At 69.5% G+C, this 12,068-nt stretch carries 10 protein-coding genes; 5 read left to right on the forward strand and 5 right to left on the reverse strand.

What is annotated here, in order from left to right; all coding sequences use genetic code 11:
- The 3 genes from uvrB to VNM44_RS04270 all read left to right on the forward strand — a co-directional run.
- The coding region (uvrB, locus tag VNM44_RS04260) for an excinuclease ABC subunit UvrB (RefSeq protein ID WP_325622979.1) at window positions 1-1,978 on the forward strand (1,978 nt) is incomplete at its 5' end.
- A gap of 173 nt (window positions 1,979-2,151) precedes the next feature.
- Window positions 2,152-2,430 carry a DUF2277 domain-containing protein gene (locus VNM44_RS04265; protein WP_325622981.1) on the forward strand — a complete coding sequence of 93 codons (279 nt, stop codon included), beginning with the start codon at window positions 2,152-2,154 and terminating at the stop codon, window positions 2,428-2,430.
- A gap of 22 nt (window positions 2,431-2,452) precedes the next feature.
- Complete coding sequence (locus tag VNM44_RS04270) at window positions 2,453-4,900, forward strand: phosphoenolpyruvate carboxylase (protein WP_325622983.1); 2,448 nt, start codon at window positions 2,453-2,455, stop codon at window positions 4,898-4,900.
- A gap of 3 nt (window positions 4,901-4,903) precedes the next feature.
- Here VNM44_RS04270 and VNM44_RS04275 read toward each other — a convergent pair whose 3' ends face one another.
- From VNM44_RS04275 to VNM44_RS04290, 4 genes are all read right to left on the reverse strand, one after another.
- Complete coding sequence (locus VNM44_RS04275) at window positions 4,904-5,299, reverse strand: type II toxin-antitoxin system VapC family toxin (RefSeq protein WP_325622985.1); 396 nt, start codon at window positions 5,297-5,299, stop codon at window positions 4,904-4,906.
- On the reverse strand, window positions 5,296-5,535 hold the full coding sequence (locus VNM44_RS04280) for a FitA-like ribbon-helix-helix domain-containing protein (RefSeq protein ID WP_325622987.1): 240 nt from the start codon (window positions 5,533-5,535) through the stop codon (window positions 5,296-5,298). Before VNM44_RS04280 ends, VNM44_RS04275 begins: the two co-directional genes overlap by 4 nt.
- 103 nt (window positions 5,536-5,638) lie before the next feature.
- Window positions 5,639-7,138, reverse strand: coding sequence for a carboxypeptidase M32 (locus VNM44_RS04285; RefSeq protein WP_325622989.1), 1,500 nt, complete (start codon window positions 7,136-7,138; stop codon window positions 5,639-5,641).
- Between the two features lie 44 nt (window positions 7,139-7,182).
- Window positions 7,183-7,818: an HAD-IB family hydrolase gene (locus VNM44_RS04290; RefSeq protein WP_325622991.1), complete on the reverse strand. Its 636-nt coding sequence runs from the start codon at window positions 7,816-7,818 to the stop codon at window positions 7,183-7,185.
- A gap of 29 nt (window positions 7,819-7,847) precedes the next feature.
- Between VNM44_RS04290 and VNM44_RS04295 the strand changes: the two genes are divergently transcribed.
- Window positions 7,848-8,087, forward strand: coding sequence for a hypothetical protein (locus tag VNM44_RS04295; RefSeq protein WP_325622993.1), 240 nt, complete (start codon window positions 7,848-7,850; stop codon window positions 8,085-8,087).
- A 68-nt stretch (window positions 8,088-8,155) separates the two neighbouring features.
- Here the strand turns inward: VNM44_RS04295 and VNM44_RS04300 are convergent, their stop codons facing one another.
- Window positions 8,156-9,550, reverse strand: a complete 1,395-nt coding sequence (locus tag VNM44_RS04300; RefSeq protein WP_325622995.1) for a hypothetical protein — start codon at window positions 9,548-9,550, stop codon at window positions 8,156-8,158.
- 253 nt (window positions 9,551-9,803) lie between these two features.
- On the opposite strand from VNM44_RS04300, the gene uvrA reads away from it, so the two are divergent.
- Window positions 9,804-12,068, forward strand: a 2,265-nt coding sequence (uvrA, locus tag VNM44_RS04305; RefSeq protein ID WP_325622997.1) for an excinuclease ABC subunit UvrA, incomplete at its 3' end; no start/stop codon positions are given.

The following is a 12,068-nucleotide window of genomic DNA, read 5'->3' on the forward strand; positions in this document are numbered from 1 at the left end:
CCGGCCGACCGGCGACCAGCCGCGCGCGATCGCGGAGCTCGCGGAGTCGCTCCGCGCGGGGAACCGCGGCCAGACGCTCCTCGGTGCCACCGGTACCGGCAAGACGGCGACGATGGCGTGGGTGATGGAGGAGCTCCAGCGCCCCGCGCTCGTGATCGCGCACAACAAGACGCTCGCCGCGCAGCTCTGCAACGAGTTCCGCGAGTTCTTCCCCGACAACGCGGTCGAGTACTTCGTCTCCTACTACGACTACTACCAGCCCGAGGCGTATGTGCCGCAGGCCGACCTCTACATCGAGAAGGACTCCTCGCAGAACGACGACATCGCGCGGCTGCGGCTCGGCGCGACGAGCTCGCTGCTGACACGGCGCGACGTCGTGGTGGTCGCGAGCGTGAGCTGCATCTACGGCCTCGGCTCACCGGAGGAGTGGCGCGAGAAGGTCCTGATCCTCGAGGTCGGCTCGGAGCACGACCGCGACGAGATGCTGCGCACGCTGATCGACTCCCAGTACGTCCGCAACGACACGGTCCTCGCCCGCGGCCGCTTCCGGGTGCGCGGCGATGTGGTCGAGGTGCAGCCCGCGAACGTGGAGACGGCCTACCGGATCTCGATGTTCGGCGACGAGGTCGAGCAGATCTCGCACTTCGACCCGCTCACCGGCGAGGTGCTCTCGAAGCTCGACAACCTGGCGATCTGGCCGGCGACGGAGTACATCACCTCGAAGCCGACGGTCGACCGCGCGGTCGACGAGATCCGGCACGAGCTCGAGGAGCAGGTGGCGAGGTTCGAGAAGGACGGCCGCCTGCTCGAGGCGCACCGCATCCGGCAGCGCACCGAGTACGACATGGAGATGCTCAAGGAGCTCGGCTTCTGCAACGGAATCGAGAACTACTCGCGCATCCTCGAGGGCCGCCCGCCCGGCTCGCACCCGTTCACGTTGATCGACTACTTCCCCGACGACTTCGTCGTCTTCATCGACGAGTCGCACCAGACCGTCCCGCAGATCGGCGGGATGTACGAGGGCGACCGCTCGCGCAAGCAGACGCTCGTCGACTACGGCTTCCGGCTTCCCTCCGCGCTCGACAACCGACCACTTCGCTTCGACGAGTTCCTCGGGAAGGTGGGTCAGATGGTGTTCGTCTCGGCGACGCCCGGCTCGTACGAGCTGCGGCACTCGGAGGTCGTCGCCGAGCAGCTGATCCGCCCGACGGGCGTCGTCGACCCCGAGGTCGAGCTGCGCGCGACGAAGAACCAGATCGACGACCTGCTCGGCGAGATCCGCCGTCGCGAGCAGGCGAACGAGCGCGTCCTCGTCACGACGCTGACGAAGAAGATGTCGGAGGATCTCACCGACTACCTGCTCGAGTCGGGCGTCAAGGCGCGCTACCTCCACTCCGAGATCGACACGCTCGAACGGATCCAGATCATCCGCGAGCTCCGGCTCGGCGAGTACGACGTGCTCGTCGGCGTCAACCTCCTCCGCGAGGGGCTCGACCTCCCCGAGGTGTCGCTCGTCGCGATTCTCGACGCCGACAAGGAGGGCTTCCTGCGAGGGAAGACGGCCCTCCTGCAGACGATCGGCCGGGCGGCTCGCAACGTCAACGGCACGGTGCTGGTGTACGCCGACAAGCTGACCGAGGCGATCCAGGGGGCGCTCGACGAGACGAACCGCCGCCGCGAGGCGCAGCTCGCCTACAACGAGGAGCAGGGCATCACTCCGGAGTCGATCGTCAAGGGCGTCTCCGACATCGCCGAGCTGCTCGCGCTCGAGTCGCCGACCGTCCCCGGCCGCAGGCGCCGCGGCAAGCAGGAGGTCTCGGGGATGAGCCGCGAGGAGCTCGAGAAGCTCGTCATCACGCTCGAGGAGGAGATGTACGTCGCCGCCGAGGAGCTCCGCTTCGAGTACGCCGCAAAGCTGCGCGACGAGATCAAGGAGCTCCGCCGCGAGCTGAATGCGCTCGCGGACGCGCCCGCGTAGGCGTGTACGTCTTGTATGTCGAAGATGATTACTGCGCTCTTTCGCTCGACAACACGAGAGCTCTGCCGAAGGCCTACTTCCGCGAGCGCATCTGCACGCTCGGACCCGACAAGATGGAAAGCGTCTGCTGCGCGCTGACCATCGCAACCGGCTGCAGGTAGAAGGGAGACGACATGTGCAGGAACATCAAGACGCTCCACAACTTCGAGCCCGCCGCGACGTCGGAGGAGATCCGCGCGGCTGCACTCCAGTACGTCCGAAAGGTGAGCGGCTCGACCAAGCCGTCGAAGGCGAACGAGGCGGTGTTCGACAGGGCCGTGGACGACATCGCTCACATCACGGCCCACCTGCTCGAGGACCTCGTCACCGCTGCTCCGCCGCGCGACCGGGAGCTCGAGGCGGTCAAGGCGCGCGCACGAGCCGAGAAGCGGTTCGGCCGCGCGGCCGCATAGCGCGAGGCGTCAGAGTGGGGCGGTGAGCCGCCCTCCCGACTCGGCCGACAGCGCTCTCCGCGGGAACATCCGCCTCCTCGGCGGGATCCTCGGGACGGTGCTCACCGAGCAGGAGGGGGAGGAGGTCTACCGACTCGAGGAGCGCATCCGGCTCCTCGCGCGGCTCGGGCGCCGGGGCGACACCGGAGCGAGCCGAGCGCTCGCGGAGACGATCGCCGGGCTCGACGTCGAGACGCAGGCGACGGTCCTGCGCGCGTTCACGGTCTATTTCCATCTCGCGAACATCGCCGAGCAGCACCACCGCGTGCGGAGGCGGCGCGAGGTCGAGCGCGAAGGCGGCACGCTGCGGGAGTCGCTCGACGAGGCGCTCGAGGTTCTCGCCCACGAGGGCGTGTCGACCCAGGAGGTCGCCGACGCCGCGCGGAAGGTGTCGGTCGAGCTCGTCCTGACGGCCCATCCAACCGAGGCGCTGCCGCGGACCATCCTCGAGAAGCACCGCCGGATCTCCGGGCTTCTCGAGCAGCTCGACGACCTCAGGCTCACACCGTCCGAGCGGGCCGCTCACGAGCGCGAGGTCGCCGAGGAGGTCACCATCCTCTGGCAGACGGACGAGGTCAGATCGGAGCGTCCGCGCGTCGTCGATGAGATCCGCCAGGCGCTGTGGTTCCTCGAGGACAGCCTCTGGGATGCCGCCGCCGCCCTCACGGCGGTGTGGAACGAGCGGCTCCCTGGCTCGCCGCTCCGCTTCGGTACCTGGATCGGCGGCGACATGGACGGCAACCCGAACGCGGGCGCTGCGACCGTGGCCGAGGCCGTCGAGCGCAGCGCGGCTCTCGTGCGCCAGCTCCTCCGCCGCGACGTGCGCGAGCTCGCCGCGGCGTGGGGGATGTCCACCACGCTCGTCGAGGCCGACGCCGCCGTCGCAGACGTCCCGCTTCCGCCCGACCGAAACCCCACCGAGCCGTACCGCCGCCGGCTCACGGCGATCTGGGAGCGGCTCGGTGCGGACGGATACGCGTCTGCGGCCGACCTCCGTCGGGAGCTCGACCTCGTCGGAGAGAGCCTGCGAGCCCACGGCGGATCCCGCATCGCCGACGGAGGGCTCGCGGATCTCCGCCGCCGCCTCGACCTCTTCGGCCTCACCGGCCCGTCGCTCGACCTGCGCGTCCACTCACGGTCGCTCGGGGAGGATCCCGACGGTGTGCGCGAGGTCCTCCGCGCGGCAGCCGACGTCCAGCACCGACGCGGGCGCGCGGCGATCGACACGCTGATCGTGTCGATGACGCGCTCCGCCGGGGACGTGCTCGCCGCCGAAGAGCTGGCGGCGAGCGCCGGGCTCGAGCTGACCGTCGTCCCGCTCCTCGAGACGATCGACGACCTGCACGGCGCCGAGGCGCTCGTCACCGAGCTGCTCGACCGGAGCCCGCGTTCGCGGCTCGAGGTGATGGTCGGCTACTCCGATTCGGGCAAGGACGGCGGCGTGATCACGGCGCAGTGGGAGATCTTCCGCGCCCAGGAGCGGCTGGCCCGTCTCGCCGGGGAGCGCGGCGTCGAGCTCACCGTCTTCCACGGCCGCGGAGGAAGCGCGGGGCGTGGAGGCGGCCCGACGCACGCGGCGATCCTCGCGCAGCCGCCACACGCGGTCGACGGCCGCTTGAAGCTGACCGAGCAGGGCGAGACGATCGCGTTCAAGTACGGGCTGCCGGGTCTTGCGAGGCGGAACCTCGAGGCGGCACTCGCCGCGACGCTGCTGACGGCGTTCCCGAACCGGGCTGTCGATGCGGCCCCGGAGTGTGCCCGTGACGCCATCGAACGGGTCTCGGCCGCGGCCCACGAGACGTACCGGTCGATCGTCTGGGACGACCCGGAGCTGCTGCGCTTCCTGCGTTCGTTCACGCCGCTCGACGAGCTGACGCTCCTCGAGATCGGCTCACGCCCGGCCTCGCGACCGGAGGCGAACGCGCCCGGCGGCCTCGAGGCGCTGCGCGCGATCCCGTGGGTGTTTGCCTGGACGCAGACCCGCTGCATCGTCCCGGCGTGGCTCGGGGCGGGGGCCGGTCTCGTAGCGGCGCCGGTCGGCGAGCTGCGCTCGCTCTATGGCGGCTGGCCGTTCTTCCGGGCGCTCGTCGAGAACCTCGAGATGTCGCTCGCCAAGTCGAGCATGGGCATCGCGGCGCGCTACCTCGAGCTCGTCGACGACGCCGAGCTCGCCTCGCGCGTCTTCGGCTCCTTGCGGGACGAGCACGATCGCGCCCGCGCCGCAGTGCTCGAGATCGTCGAGGCGCGCGAGCTGCTCGACCGGCACCCCGTGCTGCAGCAGTCGATCCGGCTGCGGAACCCCTACGTGGATCCGATGAACGCGATCCAGGTCGAGCTCCTCAAGCGGTGGCGGTCGGGAAACGAGGCAGCGCTACGGCCCCTGCTGCGCTCGATCGCCGGCATCGCCGCGGCGCTCCGCAACACCGGCTGAGGCTCAGGGCTCGAAGAGCTCGATCGTGGCATGCACGCCGGGTGCCTGCGCAAGCCGGCGGTCGCACGTGATCAAGGGCACTCCCAGGAGTTCGGCGAGTGTGACATAGACGGCGTCGTACACGGTCAGGTTTTCGCGCAGCTCCCATGCGCGGCGCAGCAGCTCGCCGTGTGGGTAGAGCGTGATCGGCATGGCCTCGAGATCGAGGAGCGCGTCGAGCGCACGCTCGCTGCCGATGAGACCGGCGGCTACCGAGCGGCGCAGCCCGTTCGCAACCTCGACGTCGACCAGATGGGGCGCGTGGAGGGACTCCGCCTGCCCGAGACGTCGGTCGAAGGCGCAATCCGGCTGTCTCGGCGCGAGGAACTTGACGACGGCCGAAGCGTCGACGACGATCAACGACTCTCCGGGTCGTCCCGCATCTCCCTGATGATGCGAACGATCTCGGCGGTGGGGACACCACCGTGCCGGGCGCGTGCGCGAGCCAGAACCTCGGCGACCGTCGGCTTGCCCGCCATCGTGATGAGCTCGCTGCGCAGGTACTCGGACATCGACATGCCCGCGGCCGCCGCGCGCGACCGCAGGACGGCGACCGTCTCGTCCGGGACATCACGGATCTGCACTGCCCTGGGCATCGCCATCGCGAAGCATACAACCAGATTGCATGTATTGCATTCAAGATGGCGCCATCCGCCATCGGACACGTCCATCCGGCTGACGCACTTCAGGGGGAGGCCGCTAGGCGGCGGCCAGCGAGGCGTTCTTGTCCGCGAGGTAGCGGAGGTACGGCTCGGGGTCGATCGGGCCTCCGACGAGGCGGTCGATCATCACGGACGGCTCGAACTTGCGCCCGTGCCGGTACAGGTGCTCGCGGAGCCATTCGTAGATCTCTCCGAACGACCCGTGCTCGACCTGCTCGTACGCGTCCGGGAGGTCGGCGACGAGCCGTTCCCAGATCTGCACCGAGAGGACGTTGCCGAGCTGATATGTGGGGAAGTAGCCGAACATGCCGCCGGACCAGTGGACGTCCTGGAGGCAGCCGACGCGGTCGTTCGGCGGCCGCACGCCGACGAGCTCCTCCATCCGCGTGTTCCACGTGTCCGGCAGGTCCGCGGTCGAGAGGCCGCCGAAGAGCAGCTCCTGCTCGAGCTGGAAGCGGAGGATGATGTGGAGCCCGTACGTCGTCTCGTCGGCGTCGACACGGATCAGCGAGGGTCGCGCGCGGTTGATCGCACGGTGGAAGCGCTCGAGCGGGACGTCCGCGAGCACGCCCGCGAAGCCGTCACGGAACTGCGGATAGAACCAGCGCCAGAAGGGCTGCGAGCGTCCGATCACGTTCTCCCAGAGCCGGCTCTGCGACTCGTGCAGCGCGGACGAGCAGCCCGTTGCGAGCGGGCTGCGGTCGAGTGCCGGGTCCCCGCCGTGCTCGTAGAGGCCGTGGCCCACCTCGTGCATGGTCGAGAAGATCGAGCTTCCGTGGAGGTCGTCCTCCGCGTACCGGGTCGTGATCCGCACGTCCTGCGTGGCGAACGAGGTGCAGAAGGGGTGGACGGTCGGATCGAGACGGAAGACGTCGTCGACTGCGCCGAAGGCCCGGGCGACGACGAGCGAGAGCTCGTGCTGCGCCTCCCTCGGGTAGGGCCCGGTGACGAACGGCTCCAGATCCTCACCGGAGGCAGCGTCGACGAGGTCGCGTAACGCAGGCTCCAACCGATCGAACACCCGGCGGACCTCGGCTGTGCGCATGCCCTGCTCGAAGTCGTCGAGCAGGACGTCGTACGGGTCGTCCGGTGCCGGGAAGCACTCGATGTAGCGGTGCTTGAGCTCGAGCGTGCGGTCGAGCCAGGGGCGGAACGAGGCGTAGTCGTCGTTCGCGCGTGCCTGGGCCCAGGCCTCGACGCCCTCGGACGAGAGCTTCGTCATTTCGGCCCGAAGGTCGGCGGGGACACGTCGCGCCTTCTCCCAGTCCCGACGCGTGACCGCGATCAGGCAGGCATCGTCGGAGTCGGGGTCGAGATCAGCTTCCTCGGGGCGCAGCCGCTCGAGCAGCTCGCCGATCTCGTCACGCACGAACAGCTCGTGCGCGAGGCGGTGCAGCGTCGCGAGGCCCTCGGCACGAGTCTGTGCGCCGCCGGGCGGCATCATCACGAGCTGGTCCCATTCGAGCACCCGCGATGCGATGCCCAGGTCCTCGATCTGCGCGAGCTCGCGGCGCAGCGTGGTCAGGGCGTCCGACACGGCGGCCCCATCGTAGACGGTCTCACGAGCCCCGTCGCCGAGTCTCACGCCGGCTCGGGCCCGAGGCGGACGCGGTCGACCCGATAGGCATGGTCGGCGAGCTCGAGGAGCTCCGCGTCTCCGTCTGAGTCGCCGTAGGCCCAGAGGGTTGCGTCCGCGAGCCCCGACGATCGGAGCCACTCGCGCACGCGGCGCGCCTTCTCCGCGCCACGGCAGTTCTCGCCCAGAAGGCGCCCCGTGAGCCGCTCGTCGGCGCCCCGCTCGAGGATCGTGCAGACGACGCCGTCCGCGCCGAGCAGCTCGCCGAGCGGCTCGAGGTAGACGTCGAGCGAGGCGGACGCGAGCAGCACCGTGTGGCCGAGCTCGCGGTGACGGAGGAGCCGTGCAACGGTGTCGTCTCGTAGCCGCGTCGAGGCGATCTCGGCCGCGAACGACCGCCCGACGCGCTCGAGCTCCGCTCCGTCCTTGCCGCGGAGCGCGCTGCACGCGAGCTCTTTCAGACGGTCGCGGTCGCGGTGCAGCAGGGCCGCTCCCAGCGTGACCGGATGACGGAGCAGCGTCGTCCAGAGCCGCAGCCCCGCGGTGCGCTGGAGAAACGGCGTGACGCAGTCGCGTGTCGTCAGCGTGCCGTCCACGTCGAAGGCGGCGACGACCGGTCGGTGGCCTGGCGCGCGGGGCACGAGCCGAACGAGGCTATACACTCGATCGCGTGTCCGACGGCCCCGAGATCTTCGACGACCTCTATCTCGGCCTGCAGGCCGGCGGCGCGCTGCGCAAACAGCGTCGCGGCGAGGAGCTGACGGAGCAGGAGCGCGAGGCGCTCGGGCGCTGGCAGCAGATGTCGATGTGGCGGAAGGGCGTCGCGATCGGTGCCTTCGCCGTCGGCACCTTCGGCCTCGGCTTCACCCTCGGCGGCCTCGTCTTCGGCCGCCGGGCCCGTAAAGCCTGACGCTCGACGTCGGGCGTCCGGTGCCCGACTCGAGGCCGGGCACCGGACGGTGTCTCATGCTCGGGCGGCTACGTCCAGGGGTTCGAGAAGACGTCCCAGCCCTCGTTGAACAACGCTCCCTCGTAGGAGCCTTCGCACCAGACGTGGTCGCCGGGCGGGCCGCAGGCGCCCATCTGCGAGCTGCCGCCCTGCGCGTAGGCGTTCGCGAGTGACGAGGCCAGTCGCTTCAGCAGGGCGCCCGTCTTCACCGGGAAGTCCGACTCGCCGCTGTTGTTGCGGGGCGCCCAGGCGAACCCGAGGCGTCCCTCGGGCCCCTCGGCCGGATGTGTTCCCGCGTCGTGCCTGATCGCGAGCACCTGCTCCGACAGGAAGTGCTGCATCAGGAGGTAGTCGACGTCGGTGAATCCGAACGACGACGTGTAGCTCCACGCCGCGTTCGCAACGGGAGCGTACGTACGCCGGAGGAACGATTCCGCGACGGCGGTGCGGTCGCCGCCGGCGCGCGCGAGGAGATCGGGGTGCATGACGTAGTCGATCACGTGCTGTGCGCGCGTCATGCGGGGTGTCTCGGGGACCGCCCACGCGCGCACGTCACCGTAGACCTCCTGGCCCCAGAAGCGGACGTACCCGTCCGCCTCGGCCCAGAAGGCATCGTCCGACAGCCAGCCGCGCATGTTCGCGAGGTAGGTCGAGAGGTTCTGCGTGCGTTGCCCGAACCCCGCGATGAACACGAGCCCCTGCGTCGGGGCGGAGCCGTCGCCCTCGTAGAGGCCCGCGAGGAAATCGAGCAGGTTCCTCCGAGCCTGGCCGGCGCCCTGGCGAACGCTTGCGGGAACCTCGTTCATTGCCCAGATGTCACCCAGGGCCACGTCGTAGCCTGCGGTCGTCATGCGTTGGCGGAAGAGCCGACCGGCCTCCCTCCAGGTCTTGTTGTTCGTGGTGACCCACGTCTGCCACCCTCCGAGGTGGGCCTCAGCCATAGCGTGGAACCGTGGCCCTAGGGCGCGAATCCGCCACGCCTGGTCTGCGCGAGGGGTCGTCTTGTTCCCCTCCGGAGCGGGCACCATGACGTAGTAGTCGGCACAGTGCGAAGCCTCTGCAGCGAGCGTCGACGCCAGCCGGTTCCAGTCGAGCGGCGAGTACAGGACCACCTCCGAGTGAAGACGGCAGTTCTTGCGGAGGGCCTCCGGCCCCTCGGCAGCGACGAGGGCCGTGTCGGCCCGCGCGGTCGCGGCCGCGGAGGTCTGGATCTCGGGTGAGATCGGGCCAATGGAGTCCACGGCCTCGACGCCGGAACACTCAACGCCGACGTTGCTCACGGCGTCGGGGTCGTCGCACGGCGGTGGATACCCGATCACGAGATCGGTGGCGGGCGGGTCGTCCGCCAGGATCGGTGTTGCTCCGACGAGTGCCGTCGCGAGCACGACAACGACGGCGCCGGTCGTGATCACGATGCGTCGCATCTCTCCTCCTTTGTCCTTCTTCGAGCGATGCGGTCACCGTCGCTGCCCGGTCCAATCGGCGTCTAACAGACGGCCGGTGGTGCCTGCACGCCCGCAGGCGTCGTCGGGCCGATGACGGCGGTCGAGACGACGCTACGCCTCGGCCGCCGGCTGCCATCGGGAAATTCGCGGTGGCGCCCGCGGAGAACTACCGATTTCCGACGAAGGCGGCCGCTTGGACGAACGTATGTTCTCCCGATAGACTGGACGCCGTATGTCCGCCGACCAGCTCGTCGTCCACGGAGCCCGCGAGCACAACCTCAAGAACGTCACCGTCGCGTTGCCGCGCAATGCGCTCGTCTGCGTGACCGGGCTGTCCGGGTCCGGCAAGTCGTCGCTCGCCTTCGACACGATCTACGCCGAAGGGCAGCGGCGCTACGTCGAGTCGCTCTCCGCGTACGCGCGCCAGTTCCTGCAAATGATGGAGAAGCCCGACGTCGACTCGATCGACGGGCTTTCGCCGGCGATCTCGATCGACCAGAAGACGACCTCGCGCAACCCGCGCTCGACGGTGGGCACGGTGACCGAGATCTACGACTACCTCCGGCTGCTCTATGCCCGGGTCGGGCGACCGCACTGCCCGATCTGCGGACGGCCGATCGCCGGGCAGAGCCTCGACCAGATCGTCGAGCAGGTGCTCGCGCTCCCGGAAGGGACCAAGTTCACGGTCAACGCGCCCGTCGTGCGCGACCGCAAGGGCGAGTACCGGGACGTCCTCGAGGAGCTGCGGCGCGACGGCTTCACCCGCGTCAAGGTCGACGGCGAGCAGCGCCTCCTCGAGGAGGAGATCACCCTCGACAAGAAGTTCAAGCACACGATCGAGGTGATCGTCGACCGGCTCGTGATGAAGCCCGACCTGCGGCAACGCCTCACGCAGAGCATCGAAACCGCGACCAGCCTGGCGGAGGGCCTGGTCGGAATCGACGTGGTCGACGGCGATTCCTATCTCTTCAGCGAGAACTTCGCGTGCCCCGAGCACGGCGTCTCGCTCCCCGAGCTCGAGCCGCGCATCTTCTCCTTCAACGCGCCGCACGGCGCCTGCCCGCGCTGCACGGGGCTCGGCTCGCAGCTCGAGATCGACCCCGACCTGCTCGTCCCCGACCCGAGCCTCTCGCTCGAGGAGGGGGCGCTCGTCCCGTGGTCGCTCGGCGGCCAGGGCTTCTACGAATCCGTCATCAAGGCGATCGCCGACCGCTACGAGATCGATCTCACGACGCCGTGGCGCGAGCTCGATCGCGAGGAGCAGGACCGCTTCCTCCACGGCACCGGCGGCGACCGCATCCTCGTCACGTACCGGAACCGGATGGGCCGGAAGCGGCAGTACACGATGGCGTTCGAGGGCCTCGTCGCAAACCTCCAGCGGCGGTACCGCGAGACCGACTCGTCCCAGCAGCGCGAGCGGATCGAGGAGTACATGTCGATGCGGCCGTGCCCCGTATGCCACGGGGCGAGGCTGAAGCCCGAGGTGCTCGCCGTCACGGTGGGCGAGAAGTCGATTCACGAGTTCTCGCAGCAGTCGGTGACCGCTGCGCTGCGGTTCGTCGACCAGCTCGAGCTGACGCCGACGGAGGAGCTGATCGGCCGGCGGATCCTGAAGGAGATCCGCGAGCGGCTGACATTCCTCGACGACGTGGGCGTCGGGTACCTGAACCTCGACCGCGCCGCGCGGACGCTCTCCGGCGGCGAGGCGCAGAGGCTCCGGCTCGCGACGCAGATCGGCTCGCAGCTGGTCGGCGTGCTCTACATCCTCGACGAGCCGTCGATCGGCCTCCACCAGCGCGACAACGGCCGCCTCATCGGAACCCTGGAGCGGTTGCGGAACCTCGGGAACACCGTCCTCGTCGTCGAGCACGACGAGCAGATGATGCGCACCGCCGACTGGCTCGTCGACATGGGGCCGGGGGCAGGCGAGCACGGCGGTGAGGTCGTCGCAGAAGGCACCGCGACGCACGTGATGCGAAACCCCCGTTCGGTGACGGCCGACTTCCTCTCCGGGAGGCGCCGGATCCAGGTGCCCGAGCGCCGCACCGAGGATCGCGGCTGGTTCCGCGTCGTCGGAGCGCGCGAGCACAACCTGAAGGACGTCGACGTCGAGCTCCCCGTAGGGAAGTTCGTCTCCGTCACCGGGGTCTCCGGTTCCGGGAAGTCGACGCTCGTCAACGAGATCGTCTACAAGGCGCTCGCGAACCGGCTCAACAAGACGCGGGTCAAGCCCGGCGCCCACGATGCCGTCGAGGGGATCGACTGCTTCGACAAGGTGATCGAGATCGACCAGACGCCGATCGGCCGCACGCCGCGCTCGAACCCGGCGACCTACACCGACCTCTTCACCCACGTCCGCGAGCTCTACTCGCTGACGCCCGAGGCGAAGGTGCGCGGCTACAAGCCGGGGCGGTTCTCGTTCAACGTCCGGGGTGGCCGCTGCGAGACCTGCAAGGGCGACGGTCAGATCAAGATCGAGATGCACTTCCTGCCCGAC

It is taken from the genome of Gaiella sp., from assembly GCF_035558935.1.
Lineage (GTDB): Bacteria > Actinomycetota > Thermoleophilia > Gaiellales > Gaiellaceae > Gaiella.

What these genes read in the sequence shown, in the direction of transcription:
- VNM44_RS04265 (WP_325622981.1), top strand. Translation starts at nt 2,152, where the DNA reads ATGTGCAGGAACATCAAGACGCTCCACAACTTCGAGCCCGCCGCGACG.
- VNM44_RS04280 (WP_325622987.1), bottom strand. Translation starts at nt 5,535, where the DNA reads ATGCCCAGGGCAGTGCAGATCCGTGATGTCCCGGACGAGACGGTCGCC.
- VNM44_RS04300 (WP_325622995.1), bottom strand. Translation starts at nt 9,550, where the DNA reads ATGCGACGCATCGTGATCACGACCGGCGCCGTCGTTGTCGTGCTCGCG.